This window comes from Pseudomonas sp. AC255 (assembly GCF_979258175.1).
Window position 1 is genome coordinate 3,974,818 of record NZ_OZ409841.1, and the last position, 14,253, is coordinate 3,989,070.

A 14,253-nucleotide genomic window follows, 5' to 3' on the forward strand; every position below is an offset into this window, starting at 1 on the left:
ACAGCCAGCCCGGTCTTTCGAACGCATCTGCATTCAGCAAAAATACTGAGCACTTGCAGATTGTTTTCGCGGCTGACGCACTCGACTCCAGCACTGAAGCATTCAATCAGGCTGCGGTGGCCAATTGATCGCGCGAGGGAAAGCGGGCTGACTTTCGACTCTGGAAAGCAGTACCCGGTACTTTCTCCAGAGATCAAGTTGCGCCTGGGTCATTGGCAACTGCGTGGATTCCTCATCTGTTGCCATGCCCAATGCCACGGAGTCCTGCAGAGTGCTGAGGTCACTCTGCAACTTTGCGATCATCGAGGAAGCCAATGCCGAGAGCGCGGAAGATTTCATGCGCATTGCATCTTTCAGTTGTTCTTCGTCGGGTTCGGCAATGTCGCCGTATTCCAGAGCAACTGCCCGTTCAAACAATTCTCGACCGTGAGTCTCCGGATCTTTCGGCGAAGCCGTAAAGGGTACTTCACCCAATGAATCTCTGGTCTCCTCGAAAGTCACCAACAGGTTCAACGAGGTATGTTCCACGTCGTTCCAGCAAGGCTGACGCGCACTCAGAATTGTCATCATTTCAATAAACCCTCAGGCATAGAACAGTGGAGTCAGGGCTGGCACCGTCGGCATTTCGGATAGCCCCCATGATTCGCCAGGTGCCAGCAGGTGCGCCGCCCCAGGCAGAGCCGTCGGTGGCCGTGAACCGGCAGTTGACACCGGCAGCAAGTGCGCCCGGCCCTGTAGCGCCTCCTCCGCCAACGACCAACAAGGCATAAGAACCGACCACCCCTGCTTCGGCGGTTGATTGCGCAGCGACCGCTTTCGCATTACCGATGCCGTCGGTCCAGATGCTGCCCAGATCAGTTGCATCGACTTGTGCCCGCAGAGACGTACTGTCAGCCGCCCAGCCGATCATTACCGTATTGTTCGACTGGAAGTTTCCTCCGCCCTGGCGAACCGGGGTAAACCCCAGACGCGGCTGCAAAAGATAAACGCCGTTATCGGAAGTACGCCGCATATAGGGCTGATTCGGATCATTACTGGCAAACCCTGCCCAGGTAATGCCGTCACTGAGCACGCGAGCACTGACTTGGCCGGTGATCTCGGCACGCGTCATGCCATCCGTGATGCCATAGCCCGCAAGTGTCGAGGCACTTTTCGCCAGCATCACGACTTCGTTGCTGTTCTTGTTTCGCATATAAGGAGAAGCGGAGCTCCCACCTGCGAAACCGGCCACCGAACACGCATCCGAAGCGATTTTGGCGTCCAGCAAGCCATTCGTCGCACTCTTGCTGTAAACGTCCGCGACATTGGCCTTGGTCCCGGGGTCAAAGTTGGCCGAACACCACAGGTTGCCAAAACTGGTAGCGTCCACCTGGATCAGGATGTTCTTGCCGTCCCAGCCAATGGACACGGTATTGCCAAGTTGCCCGGCGCCACCGCCTTGTTTCACAAATGCGCTGTTGGCAGCCACTTTCGTGTACGCATCCACTATGCCGTACCCATCAAGGGTTGTCGGATTAGAGCCGGCTGTTACTTGCCCCCGTGCATTAACCATGACCTTGCGGTATTCGCCAGATGCGACCCCGGTGTACCCCGCCAGCAATTCAAACGTCAGCGCAGTAGTGCCGACCTTGATCGGACCGGGTGTGGTCAGTTGCCAAAGACGGGACCTGTTCACCACACCTTCATCGGTCGCAATGATAAAGCTGCTGGTCACTTGATAGTCCTGCGCGGCATCCACTGCGCGCGACCATGAGCCGGCAGCCACCACGTAAACACCGTTTTGCGATGCATTGGCCTGATCTTTCACCAGCACTCGATCGGCAACGGCCAGTTGTACACCATCGATGTTCTGCAAACCGCTGAGGGCAATTGTTCCCGTGGTCGCTACCCGCACCGAGTTCTTGAAGTCATGAGCGGCAAAACTCTGGATGGCTTGCAGCAGCTGCGTTGAAACATCTTCCTCGGGCTCCATCCCCGCCGCTTTGATCACGTTCAGGATCTCTTGGGTAACAGCATTGCCCCAAGTTGCCGGGATCAAAGACCCAGGTGTTCCTGCGACCGGGTTCTCGTCCACAAACTGTCCATTCACCAGCCCGACACCGGGGGTGTTTTTCGGGTAATCCATACTTTCTAACCTCTAGTCATAATTGATGTGCACACGGGTATGCGCAGGTGCACTGCGATGGATAAGGCATTCCAGGGCGCTACCGGGATTTACACCAAAGCGCTCGCCCCAATAACTGGCGCCGAAACGCCGGCCGATGAATTGCCGCCCACCTGTGTTGAGCGTCCACATGAACTGCGCCTGCCAACTGCCAAAGTGCCCCTTACCGAAACGTGAGCGCCCCATTCGTGGTGCTCTCAACTCAGTCACGGTGGCGTTGGGATAGCCTTGAGTTCTGGCGATTTCGACGAAGTAGCCTATGGTCTGGCTGCCAACTGCGAGCAGGCGTCGGCGCACCGCCAGACGACGGTCGTCGAACAAAGGCTTCTGTCCAAGGCAGGGATCAGGCAAATTCATGACCCGCTCCCAATCGGGTACCAGCTCGCTGACGCCGGCAGGATCCATTTCGTTTTGCAGATCAACGGCGCGGGCGTCCAGACGCGACAGCTCTTGGGAAATACTCACGAGCACTGCGTCCAGTTCAGGTACTCGCTCCGGATCCCAGGCCGGACCACTGGGCAGCAAATTGCGTAACTGGGCCTGATATTGCACCGCAGTTCTTATGCCTCCCATATGCACCCCCGAAGGTCAGCAACTGGTTCTCGGTCGGCACGACATTGCCAACGGGCGCAATCAGTTGGTGGTCATACTCACCGGTGGCGCTGCTGATCGCTTCGCGAATATGACTTTGCAGCAAGGTGTCGCCCAGACCGGCCTCGCGGTTGTGCAAATCATGCAGTTGCGCTTGCACCGCGGCCCGCACGGCGCTGGTATCGGGACTCAAGCGTATTTTATAGGTGACCGGGACCTGCTCCGGAGCCAGCACATGGACTTCGGCGGTCACCGGACGCAGCGGTTCGATATAGGCCTGAACCTCGGCTAATTGCTCAGCCCCGGGAATCGGCTGCGTATCGTCATCGCGCATGATGAACAGGCTGACAATGCCCATGCCGCCTTCGCCGCCCCGGCACCACGCCCGCGTCACGCCCGGCACTTCCAGTGCCCAGGTCTCGTAGTCGCTGGCCGAGCCACCATGAGGTATGACGCGGTAGGAACGAATCACCCGCGAGCGCAGCGATTCGAGGCTTTCCCGCGCCACACCGCCGCTGAGGCCCGGCGCCAGCACCAAGAAGCTGTTGCCGACAATCCCGGCAATCGGCTGCACCGGGGTCAGCGTCAGACCCGCATCAGCGTTGCCCAGACTGCCGGCCTCCAGCGCCGCAATCGTGGTGCTGTTGCTGCCATTGACCGTGGTGCGCGCCGTGGTGACTTTGTAGGTGCGGCCATCGTTCGCTTGCAGCAGAGTGTCGACGTCAAGCACGGCGCCGGGAGTGGCGGTAAAACTGACGCTGCCGGTAGCCACTTGCGCGGCTTTGCGCGGCTGATTCAGGCGCAGCGCGGCGATGCGTTCCAGGGTTGACTCGTCAGCCTTGTCCGGCAGGATCTGCTCGGCGATCCAGTCGAGATAACCGTACAGACCATAAGCGGCGCCGCCGAGGGTGCGGGCGAGCACTTGCGCATCGGACTGGCGCAGCGAATCGCCGGCCAGGTCGCTTTGGGTGCGCTTGATCAGCACCGGCAGCGAAGGGGTTTCAAACGGCATAGATCACCTGCCAACTGTTATCGGGGTTGATGTCCAGACGTTCGCCGTCAGCCAGCGTGAGGATCGTGCGCAGGTTCAGGCGCTGGGCGTCGAGGCGTTCGCTGATGATGTCGATGGCGCTGCAGTGGCCGTCGTCGAGCAGCCATTGCAGGGCTTCGCGGGCATAGAACTCGGCGTCCATTTGCGTCTGCCGGGTCAGCTTGACCCGGCGCAGCAGCCACAGCCGCGAGCCGATGCGATCGTCGGCAACCGTGGGAAAACTGTCGCCCCACCAGCCGAAGCGTTCTTCGTCATCGAGGGCGTCGTCATCAACGGCGCGACGCCAGGTGAACAGACTGATGAGCACGGCGCGGGTCAGCGCGGCGTGGAGGTTCTGGCTGATGAACATCACTGGCCTCCTGCCGGCGCGCCGGTCTGACCGTTACCGGCCTGCACGCCAACATGCACGTGTTTGATCTGGCTGATGCCGCCAGCCAGTTGATCACCGGTGGAAACGATCTTGCCGGTCTGGTTGATCACCGGCGTGTCGAAGTTCACCGCGCTGCTGGCGCGGATGTTCAGCGTGGCGGTTTCGATGTCGATGATCCGCCCGCGCTTGAAGTGAATCCTGTCGCCCTCGTCGGTGTAGATCGCCACTTCACCGGCAGCGAGTGCTTGCAGGCGATAGCGACGGTCGGCGATGACCAGGGCGATGGCGTGGGAACGGTCGCCGCCGATGAAGGTGACGACCCCTTCTGCGCCAGCCAGCGGATGGCTGGTGAAACCGTAGGGTTCGAAGTGTTCGAGGTCGTCGTTGACTTCACCGGCGGTGAGGCGCATTTGCAGCGATTGCAGCTTGGTTGCCGAATTGGCGAGCACGACAGTGCCGCGCGCCAGCAGGCGTGTCAGTAGGCTCATGGGTTTCCTTAGACTTTGTCGACACAAACCCTGTGGGAGCGGGCTTGCCCGCGATGGCGGTGTGTCAGGGAAAAAATGTATTTGTTGTCACGACCGCTATCGCGGGCAAGCCCGCTCCCACAGGGGCCATTGTCGCCAGCAGGATCCTGCGTCAGGCATGGGATTGCTTCGGGGGCGTCGGATCAGGATCAAACGTATGCGGCGGCGCCACTTGCAGCGTGGTCACCGAACCCTGCGCCGACAACGAATAAGTGACCTTGGAAATCAGCATGTCACCATCGAAATCGAGCACCGGATCCTTGACCTTCACTAGCGTGTTATGGCGCCACAAATCGCCATTGCTCTGCCGCCAGCCCTGCACCTGATAGGTGGTGGTCTGCGCGCGACCCATGCGGGTCGCGCTTTCCCATTGGGCACGCTGCTGCGCCAACTCAAAGGTCAGTTGCGTGCCTTCGTTGATCACCGTGGTGCGCCGCCGTTTGAAACTCAGGTCGGCCGCCGTCGACTCGACTTCGCTGACCGCCGCGCCGCTTTTCGCATCCGAGCCTTTTTGCTGGCCGATCACCCGGTACTCGGAGAACACCTGGCTGAAATCCATTGGCGCATTGGCCGACAGGATATTCTTGCCCAGCTCCAGCGCATCGCTGGCGCGGCCACCGCTGCCGGGTTTGGCCAGCACCAACTGGCCCAGCTCGTTGTCGGTGGAAAACACCCGCAGCAGCGACAGCAATCGGTCGATCGACTGGAATGCCGTTTCACCCGGCACGATGGTGTGTTTGGTCAGGCGTGTGGTGTCGCTGATTTCATTGACGACCCACAGTCCATATTCGCTCGCCAGATCGCGGACGATAGTCAGCAAGGGTTGTTGCTGCCATTGGCTGGGCAGGTTACGGGCGGCGCAATCGACCAGATCCTGGGTCTTCGAACTGCCTTCGATGGTCAGGCTGACCTGCCGCCCGTCATAGCGGATCGGCGCCTTGAACACATAGCCGGTAAGCACCAGATCCTTGCCGATTTTCACTTCACAGGGGTCACCGGGTTTAATCGGTTTGCTCACCGCCTGCCCCGGCCATTGCCAGGTAATGTCGAGCTTGAAGGTGCGGAACTGACGCTCGAGATCGGCGGTGATTTCGACGCTTTTCCAGCCGCCGTATTCCATGTTGTTGACCGTCAGCGTGACGTGATTGTCCATCTCGTTCATGGCGTCACTCCCGCGAGACTTTCACATCGTTGGGCGAGAAACCGGGATGGGTAATCGCGTTGCGCTGAGTCACTTCTTCGACTCGCGTGGCGTCGCCGAACTGCTTGTAGGCCACGACCACTGCCGGAAAGCTTTCCTGAAACGATTTGCTGACTTGCCGCACGCCAGAAGACGCCACCGCTTTGAGATGAGCCACCAGCGCTTCCTTTACATCGTTGATGGCCTGGAAGTGCGCAGGTCCGGCTTTCGCCAGCATCGGGTCGATGGCTGCAGTCACCGCCGTGCGCAGCGCTTGCATGTCATCGCTGACGGGGACTTCCTGACGACTCACCGGCGACGTCGACTGTTGAGCCAGCGACGGTGTCGACGCCAGTTTCACCGGCGTGGTCGCCACTGGCATCGACGCGACCCACTGCGCGACTTTGACCAGCATCGTGTCTTGCACCAGATCGGCCATCGCCTGCGCTGCGGCATTGGTGTCCTTGCCGGTAGTGATCTTCGGCGCATCGGCCTTGCGAATCGCTTCGAGTTGCTGCGACACGTCGGCGATCACGCCCCGGTAGCCTTCCTTGGCGAACGCTTTCAGTTCCTGGATATCGCCGAGCAAACCCTTGAATTCTGCCGCCACTTCCTTGGGCAGCTCTTTCACGGCTTTGACCAGTTCAGTGATCTGGCGGTACTGCTCGATCAAAGGTTTCAGTTGCTCCTTGATCACTTCATATACGCCGGTAAGGCTGTTGCGCAGGTTGGTGATGCCGATCCGCGCAGCCTTGATCAGCGTCATCGCCTGTTCGAAACGCGCCACCGCCGAACCCAGCAGCCCGTCGGCCTTGGCCAGCAGCACTTTCTGCGTGCTGACCGTGGCGGTCGGAAACGGCAGGGGTTGGTCGGGATAGAACTTCAAGGCGAACGTCACCAGCCCACCGTCCTGGCGGGTGTGAGTCATGTCGCATTCGCCGACCTTGACCTGCAGGCGTCCAAGCCACGGATGCACCAGTTCGCCACGGCCCTGCTCCAGCGCCTTGAGCAGCTTGTCGCGGTGCTCAAGGCAATCGGGGCCGATGATGAACGCGGTCAGATCGTGAGTCTTGGCCTGCTGGCCGAGGTCCTCGAAAAACGGCAGGTCGCGTTGCGGGTATTCATGCAACTGCCCTTTGCGACCGACCGGGGTTTTCGCCTGGTCGATCCAGAAACCGACACCGCGAAAGGATGCCGGCAATAAACGATCACGCCAGTTCATTGGGAACCTCCCATCGACAGTGAGCGATAGCCGATGCGTGAAGACACGGCCAGGCCCGGTTGATTGGTTTGCGGTTGTTCGGTACGCAGGCCTGCCGGCGCATTTTCGAAGCGCACGGTCAGACCGCCTTCGAGTTGCGTACGGTTGTTGGCGGCACTTTGCTGGATCAGCGCGCTGGAGGTTTGTGGCAACGAGCCGCTTTGCAGTGTGCCATTGCCAGCAGGCGCCGGGCTGGCAGCGAAAAACGCCGGCGCCAGCTCACCCTTGCCTTCGCCATTGGTCTCGCGTTGCGCTTGGGTCAGCGTTTCAACCTTGCCGGTGACCTTGGCGATCAGTCCGGCGAAGCCACCGTCGAACAACTCCTTGATCGGCGCAATGACGGTTTGCAGCTTTTGCCACAACTCGCCGAACCACTCGGTGATCGGCCCCCAACTCTCGATGATCTGATCCAGCGGTTTCCATTCGAACAGGCTGTGCAGAAAATCCACGACCGGCGCGGAAAGCGCCAACACGACGCCCCAGATCGCCGAAAAGACCTCACCGATCGGCTGCCAATACTGAGTAATCTGCTCCAGCGGCGACCACTCGAACAGGCTGGTGAAAAAGCCTCTGACCCGCTGCACAGACGTTTGCAGCGCCATCCAGATCGGTTCGAAGAACCCGACAATCCCACCCCAGGCGCTGGTGAGCATTTGCATCGGGAAAAAATCGAACAGTGCCCGCAAAGTATCCCGGGTGCTTTGCACAGCCGATTGCAGCGTCGTCAATATCGGCTGGAAATACGCAACAATGCCTCCCCAGGCGCTGGTGATCATCTGCATTGGCGAGAAGTCGAACAGCGACACGAGGAATTCTTTAGCCGGTAGCGCGACTTCTAGCAGGCCGCTGAACATCGGTTCGAAGAACGCGACAACACCACCCCACGCATCGGTAAGCATCTGCATCGGCGAGAAATCGAACAGGTTTCTAAGAAATGCCATCACCGGCACACTCAAGGCCTTGAGCAATTCCCAGATCGCCGAGAACAGGCCGGTCAGCGGCCCCCAGTTTTCAATGATCATCCCCGCAGGCGACCACGAGAAAACCGACTTGAAGAAGTCGATCACTGGCGCCGTCACGACCGTGACCTTGTCCCAGATAGCCGAGAAATATCCCGTGACCGGTTCCCACAACGCCGCCAGTGCCGCCAAAGGTCGCCAGTCGAGTATCGAGCGCAACGTCGCCATCGCACTCGCCCCGGCGTTTTTCACGCCTTCCCACATCCCTGTGAAAAACGCGCTGATCGGTGTCCAGTTGGCCAGGATCAAACCGGCCGCCACGGCAATGCCCATGGCGATCAGCATGATCGGGTTGGTCTTGAGCACCATGCTCATGAGGTCCATCACCTGAGTCATACCGGTGACGGCGGTTTGCATGGCGGAGAAGGCAATCGCCCCCGCCGCCAGGCCTTCGACCAGTTTCGGATTGTCGGCGAGCAGACTGCCGACCTGCGTCAGCATCGGTTCCAGCCCGACCACCAAGGCCCCCACCGCCGGCACCAGCGCGGCGTCCACCGCCGCCGAAACCTTCTGCATCGACGCACTGAACACGTTCATGTTCTGCGTCGCTGCTGTCGGCGCGGCGGGCAGATCGACGGTTTTCGCCGTGTCGCTGACTTCGCTCAATTTGCCCTGGAACGCTGCGGCCGATTTGATGCCGTCTACAAACGGCGTGATCACGCTGCCGCCGTTGAACAGACCACTGATGTCCAGTTTGCCGAGGCCGGTCTGCTCGAGATTGTTTTTAAAACTCTCAACCTTCATGCGCAGGGCGCCCAGTTTGGGCGAGAGTTCATCGATGCCGGTGATCAGCACCGGTTTCGGGGTTTTCTTCTCTTCGTCTGCCATCACTGCACCTGCTGCATCGCATTGATCCGTTGCGCGTGCTCCAGCGATTCGCGGAGCACATCCAGTGGCCTGGCCATCATCTGTTCGGGATCAACCTTCCAGAACCAGGCCAGGTCATAGGCGACGGCGATCAGGTCGGTGATGGCGCCGACGCCGCACTCATGAAAAAACTCGCAACGGCCCAGCTCAGCGCGTTGAGGTCAGCCAGATCCAACTGGTTGACCGACGACGGCGGGATGCCCGCGCACACAGCGATGTATTTGGCCGCCACGTCCATGTCGAGGCTGACTTCTTCGCTCTTGTCGATCTTGTACGGCAGCGCCTTGATCGCTCGCACTTCCTGCACCGTCGGGCGGCGCAGAACGAGTTCGGCCAGAGGCTCGCCGTGGGCTTCGATCGCTACCTGAAGCTTCACAGCGCCGCTCATTGCCAGGTCCCCTTGATGCCTTCGAATTTCAGTTCGATGGTGGCGTCGTCGCCCTTGGAAACTGGCTCCTCGACCAGATAGGCGCCGGCCAGCACGTAAACTTTGCCGTTGCTGAATTCGCAGGTGACGGTGATATCGGTGCCTTCGATCAGCTTCTTCAGCGGGAAGTCGGCGGTGTGCAGCGCGGTCACTTTGAACGACGGTGCGATGTCGGTTTCCTTGTAGAAACCGGGCACGACGGTTTCACGTTTGACGGCCATCAGCGGGGCTTCGCAGCCGCCATTGATGGTCAGTTGTGCGCCGTCGACCTTGACGTAGCAGGTGCCTGCAATCAGTTGACCCATGGTGTTTCTCCCTTCAAATAAAAAGCCCACGCGAGGTGGGCTGAATGCTTAGCGCCGACTGCGCGGATCAGGCCGCGTCGTCGTACTGCAGACGGAACTGGTTGAGCAGTGCGAACACGCGCAAGCCATTGATGTAATCCGGCGGGAACAGCACGTTCACGCGGCTCGGGTCCTGCACGTCGCGCTCGACGATCAGGTGTTCGGCGAACAGCTCGGCGTTTTCCACGTGGCCTTCCAGCTCTAGCTTGGCGTACTGCGCAATCAGCTCGCCGCGAATGGTCGCAGGCGTGACGATCGGCTGACCGGCGCCGAAACGGGTACCGTCGGAGGCCAGTTTGTGGCGGCCGTATTTGCTGGTGATCACGCTTTGCAGACGACGCACGATGAACGCCGACTGGTGCATGGTTTCGCTGTCCAGATAGGAGTTGTCGGCCTGGCCGTAGGCGTTCTTCTGGTAGGTGGTGATCGAGCGCTGGATGCGCACGTAACCGCCTTCGTAGTACGCAGTAGCGATGCCGTAGTTGAGCAGCGACTGACGCTCGGTCAGGGTGAAGCGCTCGCTGGCCGGCGCCGGGTCAACACCCGGCAGGCTGCCGCTTTGCGTCGGACGGCTGGCATCGGCGGAGATGAACACCGCCGTGCGCGCAGCCAGTGCCGCCGCTTGTACCCAGAACGGTTGCGGTACGCCCGGCTCCAGCGCCTGGATGGTCATGTGCTGATCGTTGCGCGCCTGGCCGGCAGCGACCAGCGTACCGACCGTGCCGCGTTTGGCGCTGTAGACGTGACCAAACAGTTGCTTGGCCCACGACCAGCGACCGGTGCTGTCATCCATGACCGCTTGCCAGGTGTTGAGAGTGGCCAGATCGGACCACGGCAGCGCGATGAATTCGAAAGGCTCATCGCCTAGAGCCGCGACGGCGGCGATCTGATCCGGCACACCGGCGCCGCCGGTCATGGCGGTGATTGCGCTGGTCAGACCGGCCGGAGTTTCTTCGCCGTTGCTCTTGCCCAGGCGATTGAATTGCAGGCTGATGTCGTTGCCGCTGTCGCCGGTCCATTTGGCGGTCAGGGTGACCACGCCTTCGGCAGCCGCCGCGCTGACCGGCAGGTCGGCAGTGGCGTTGATTTTCTGCGCCAGTGCGGTTGCCGCTTGAGCGGCGGTGGCGCCGTTGACCACGGTGGCTTGCACACGCACGCCGCCGACATACAGGTTGAGCATGCCCGCCTGAGTTGCGGTGCCGGTCAGGGTCAACACACCTTTGGCGATAGCGCCTTCAGTGTTGTGCAGCGGCAGGCACCAGATCTCGCCGATCGGGTCGGCCTTGCGGAAAGTCTCGTACATCGAAGCGAGCATCGAGCCCTGGCCGCCGATGCTTTTCGCCAGCGCCACGCTGGAAACCAGCACCAGTTTGCCGACCTCAGTCGGGGCAATATTGTCGTTGACCTGCGCGACGATCAAACGGCGCATGGCCGAGGTCGCGCTGTTGGCGGCCGAGTTGTCCATTTCGGCATAGAACAGCGGCACACGAATGTCCGCCGGGATGTTGCTGAATCCGATCGCCATTATTTGGCTCCCTGTGGTTTAGCCGCTTTTGCGGTTTTGAGTGTGATATCGCCGTCGGCCAGACGCCGGCGCCACCAGGCGCTGTCCAGCACTTCTCGGCCTGCAGCCGGCAACAGGTCGCCGGCCTCCGGGTCAGGTACGACACGGCCAGCGGCCGGCACTACGGTGATGCGGTTGCTCATGGGGTTACGTCTCCAGAGAAAGTCATTTCCACCCGGCCATCCGGACCCGGGCGTTGCAGGTTGGGGTCAGCCGGATCGATCGCATCGACCCGCACCGTCATCCCGGTAAAGGACGACAAAGCGTCCAGTTCGCGCTCGTGCCAACTCTCCGCAGGCTGACTTGGCAGATTGCGGCCGAGCTGGAACTCGGCATAAAAGCGCAGCCGATAGAAGGCACGGCTGCTGTTGATCGAGACCATCTCGCCGCCGTCGTAAACGATGGCGCTGTAGTCGGAATCGGGCTTGAACCCCACCAGCGCGCGCCACAGTTCGGCGCGCAGGTCGTGCAACAGATCCAGCGCTTTTGTAGCGTCGGTGGCGTCAAGGGCCAGGACGATTTCGAAGCCGTCGCGGATTGGTTGGGTGGTGAGGTTTTGGGTGGTGCCAGGACTGGCCAGATCGGCCAGCGGCAGTACGTGAGCTGAGGGTGTCGGTAGATCGGGGTTGCCTTGCAGCAACGCCAGATCGACACCCACCGAAATGTGATTGGCAAGGCCAGGGCATTGCCCACGCAGTTGCGTGAGGATCGGGGTGATCTTCATGGGGGTGTTCCGAAGTAAGAGAAATTACAGTGAACGCCGCAGTCCCTGTGGGAGCGAGCCTGCTCGCGAAAGCGGTCGGATGCTGAAGCTGACGTGCCTTTCGCGAGCAGGCTCGCTCCCACAGGAATAAGCACTCGGTTCAGGATTACTGTTCCGCCTTCGGATCCAGGCACGACGCATCAATCAGGCAGCGATAGCTGTTCTCGCGACTGCCGCTGGCGGTGACCTTGTCGATCGACCAGCGTCCGCGCATGAAGTCCGGCCAGCTCTCATCGAGCAATACCAGCCCTTCGGCCGCGAGCCGTGGATCCCCCGGGCAGGTGATTTTCACTTTGTACCTCTGGCGCAACATCTTGCGTACTTCGCCCTCGCCTACTGCGATGGCATCCGCTTCGCTGGGCTGCTTCTGGCGCAGCGTCTTGAACGGCGCTACGCCCGTCTCGACCCAACGCAACACCCCGGCCGCCGCGTCCCAGAAACAGGTCTTGCAGCCCTTGGCCTGCTCGCGGGCCGATTCTTCCAGCGTGGCGCTGATGAATGCGTGATCACCGGGGCGATTGTTGTGCGTAACCGACAGCGTCACGTCCGGCAGAATCTGCCCCGACAAAGACTTGGTCTGCCCGGGCCGCGCCAGCACATAGACATCGCCATACGGCTTGGCGACGACGTTGTATTTTTTCGCCAGCCGCGTGACGAAACCCATATCAGTTTCGTTGGACTGGTCAATGTGCTCGATGCGGATCAACGAAATCTCAGGCGCGACCCGAGGCGAAAAGCCGTGCAACTCCACCAGCTTGCGAAATAATCCACCCAGCGTCGTTGGCCCATGACTGGCGGTGCGGCGCTGCTTGAAGCCGGTTTCATCATCCTTACTGAATGGCGCCGCAGTGGCCACCAGGGTGAGGCGAAACGGAAACAGTGTCGGCGTCAGACGCGTCACTTTGAACTGGCCCTTGTCGACCATTGCGGTTTCTCGATAACCAACTTGCAGGCCAATTTTTCCACCCAGACTCGGCAGCCCTTCAAGGCCCTCCAGATCGATGGTCAGCGTCAGCTGATCGGACTCGAAACCGGCGGCATCGATGTGCTCCCAACTGATCAGGCGCTGATTGAGCAGGGCCGCGTTGGCCCCGTAGATATTCACTGCCGGCGTAAATCCCAGTGCCATTCAACCTCCTTAATCCCACGCCGTCGCTGCTTTGACCACGGCGGGTTTCACATCCAGTTCCGGTAGCACGATCCAGACGCCGGCGGGCAGAATCGGCCCGTGTTCGGCCAGGGTCGGGTTGAGCTTCCACAGCGCTTCTTCGGCAGCGTCATCACTGCGCCCGGTTTCGCGGTAGAGCAGCAGATTCACCGAATCACCGGCCACGCTTCGTGCTTTACGCATTGTTGAACTCCGCTAGTTCGATGACCCAATCGACTACCATCGCCGTACCGTCATCGATGATCTGGGTCTGGGTTTCCTGAACGCTGCTGATCCGCCACAGGCCCCAGTTTCGACCAATCCCGTCGATCAACGGCAGCGGGATACGCAGCGCCTGCAAAGCTCGCAATTCATCGAGCCGCTCCATGGCTACGGCGTACATCGACTTGCCGGTAATGGTCAGGGTTTCCGGTTTCTGTCCGGTCTGGCTGGACTTGGGTTTGCTGGTGAGGATCTGTATCTCGGTCCAGCCGCCGTCAGACTTGCGCAGCAACTGGTGGTACGCAAAGTTGCGCGACAGGCCGAAGATGAAACTGCCCAATGCCATTTGTTGTTTCATCAGGCGACTCCATCGGTCAGGGCCGCGTCGCGGCGGGTGGCGAGGGGGTTGTTGGTCAGCAGCGGGGTCATTTGCATGAACTGGTTTTGCAGATGCTGCGCGACCAACATACCGATCTTGTCCGAGCTGCCGGGGTCGCTGCAGTAGACCTGGACCGAAGGTGCGTAGGTCACGTGCTGGTTAGACGCATGGGCGCTCGCCAGATCCTTGCTCACTTGGGCGGGCGCAGAAAGCGTGTCAGGCGCGGTGATAGCAAGTCTTTCACTCAAAGCAGTTTGCGCGTTTCTGCTCGATGCCGGAATCGCCTGCGAAATAGCCTCCAGAGAAACCGTCGATGGCCCGAGGTGCGGCGTATCGACCAATGATGCTCGTTCGCCAATTGCCATTTCCGCACCGGC

The 14,253-nt window shown here is 60.5% G+C and carries 17 protein-coding genes and 1 pseudogene; all 18 read right to left on the reverse strand.

What is annotated here, in order from left to right:
* Window positions 1-102 precede the first annotated feature (102 nt).
* Entirely contained in the window at window positions 103-570 is a 468-nt protein-coding gene (locus tag ACZZ0K_RS18115) for a tail fiber assembly protein (protein ID WP_290127750.1), read from the reverse strand.
* 1 nt (window position 571) lies between these two features.
* Window positions 572-2,125, reverse strand: a complete 1,554-nt coding sequence (locus ACZZ0K_RS18120; RefSeq protein ID WP_122704968.1) for a phage tail protein — start codon at window positions 2,123-2,125, stop codon at window positions 572-574.
* 12 nt (window positions 2,126-2,137) lie between these two features.
* Complete coding sequence (locus ACZZ0K_RS18125) at window positions 2,138-2,737, reverse strand: YmfQ family protein (RefSeq protein WP_122704966.1); 600 nt, start codon at window positions 2,735-2,737, stop codon at window positions 2,138-2,140.
* Window positions 2,738-2,741: 4 nt separating this feature from the next.
* A pseudogene (locus ACZZ0K_RS18130) lies at window positions 2,742-3,767 on the reverse strand (baseplate J/gp47 family protein); the annotation flags it as partial.
* Window positions 3,757-4,155, reverse strand: coding sequence for a phage GP46 family protein (locus ACZZ0K_RS18135; RefSeq protein ID WP_258707686.1), 399 nt, complete (start codon window positions 4,153-4,155; stop codon window positions 3,757-3,759). The gene ACZZ0K_RS18135 and the pseudogene ACZZ0K_RS18130, both read right to left, overlap by 11 nt.
* Window positions 4,155-4,664, reverse strand: coding sequence for a phage baseplate assembly protein V (locus ACZZ0K_RS18140; RefSeq protein ID WP_252877585.1), 510 nt, complete (start codon window positions 4,662-4,664; stop codon window positions 4,155-4,157). The genes ACZZ0K_RS18135 and ACZZ0K_RS18140 overlap by 1 nt, the downstream gene beginning before the upstream one ends.
* 151 nt (window positions 4,665-4,815) lie before the next feature.
* On the reverse strand, window positions 4,816-5,865 hold the full coding sequence (locus ACZZ0K_RS18145; protein ID WP_258707685.1) for a phage baseplate assembly protein: 1,050 nt from the start codon (window positions 5,863-5,865) through the stop codon (window positions 4,816-4,818).
* 4 nt (window positions 5,866-5,869) lie between these two features.
* Window positions 5,870-7,105 carry a DNA circularization protein gene (locus ACZZ0K_RS18150; protein ID WP_258707684.1) on the reverse strand — a complete coding sequence of 412 codons (1,236 nt, stop codon included), beginning with the start codon at window positions 7,103-7,105 and terminating at the stop codon, window positions 5,870-5,872.
* Window positions 7,102-8,991, reverse strand: a complete 1,890-nt coding sequence (locus ACZZ0K_RS18155; protein ID WP_463559246.1) for a phage tail protein — start codon at window positions 8,989-8,991, stop codon at window positions 7,102-7,104. The genes ACZZ0K_RS18150 and ACZZ0K_RS18155 overlap by 4 nt, the downstream gene beginning before the upstream one ends.
* 130 nt (window positions 8,992-9,121) lie before the next feature.
* Entirely contained in the window at window positions 9,122-9,418 is a 297-nt protein-coding gene (locus ACZZ0K_RS18160) for a phage tail assembly protein (RefSeq protein WP_258707682.1), read from the reverse strand.
* The gene (locus tag ACZZ0K_RS18165; protein ID WP_007908779.1) at window positions 9,415-9,762 is read right to left on the reverse strand and encodes a phage tail tube protein; all 348 of its coding nucleotides are present in this window, start codon (window positions 9,760-9,762) and stop codon (window positions 9,415-9,417) included. Before ACZZ0K_RS18165 ends, ACZZ0K_RS18160 begins: the two co-directional genes overlap by 4 nt.
* A 67-nt stretch (window positions 9,763-9,829) precedes the next feature.
* The gene (locus tag ACZZ0K_RS18170; RefSeq protein ID WP_071174557.1) at window positions 9,830-11,326 is read right to left on the reverse strand and encodes a phage tail sheath subtilisin-like domain-containing protein; all 1,497 of its coding nucleotides are present in this window, start codon (window positions 11,324-11,326) and stop codon (window positions 9,830-9,832) included.
* Window positions 11,326-11,508: a DUF2635 domain-containing protein gene (locus ACZZ0K_RS18175; protein WP_024011856.1), complete on the reverse strand. Its 183-nt coding sequence runs from the start codon at window positions 11,506-11,508 to the stop codon at window positions 11,326-11,328. Before ACZZ0K_RS18175 ends, ACZZ0K_RS18170 begins: the two co-directional genes overlap by 1 nt.
* Entirely contained in the window at window positions 11,505-12,089 is a 585-nt protein-coding gene (locus ACZZ0K_RS18180; RefSeq protein ID WP_258707680.1) for a phage tail terminator protein, read from the reverse strand. Before ACZZ0K_RS18180 ends, ACZZ0K_RS18175 begins: the two co-directional genes overlap by 4 nt.
* Before the next feature lie 145 nt (window positions 12,090-12,234).
* The gene (locus ACZZ0K_RS18185; RefSeq protein ID WP_258707679.1) at window positions 12,235-13,257 is read right to left on the reverse strand and encodes a phage late control D family protein; all 1,023 of its coding nucleotides are present in this window, start codon (window positions 13,255-13,257) and stop codon (window positions 12,235-12,237) included.
* Between the two features lie 9 nt (window positions 13,258-13,266).
* Complete coding sequence (locus ACZZ0K_RS18190) at window positions 13,267-13,479, reverse strand: tail protein X (RefSeq protein ID WP_095180504.1); 213 nt, start codon at window positions 13,477-13,479, stop codon at window positions 13,267-13,269.
* Complete coding sequence (locus ACZZ0K_RS18195; RefSeq protein ID WP_258707678.1) at window positions 13,472-13,855, reverse strand: phage tail protein; 384 nt, start codon at window positions 13,853-13,855, stop codon at window positions 13,472-13,474. The genes ACZZ0K_RS18190 and ACZZ0K_RS18195 overlap by 8 nt, the downstream gene beginning before the upstream one ends.
* On the reverse strand, window positions 13,855-14,241 hold the full coding sequence (locus tag ACZZ0K_RS18200; RefSeq protein ID WP_463559247.1) for a hypothetical protein: 387 nt from the start codon (window positions 14,239-14,241) through the stop codon (window positions 13,855-13,857). Before ACZZ0K_RS18200 ends, ACZZ0K_RS18195 begins: the two co-directional genes overlap by 1 nt.
* Window positions 14,242-14,253: the final 12 nt, after the last annotated feature.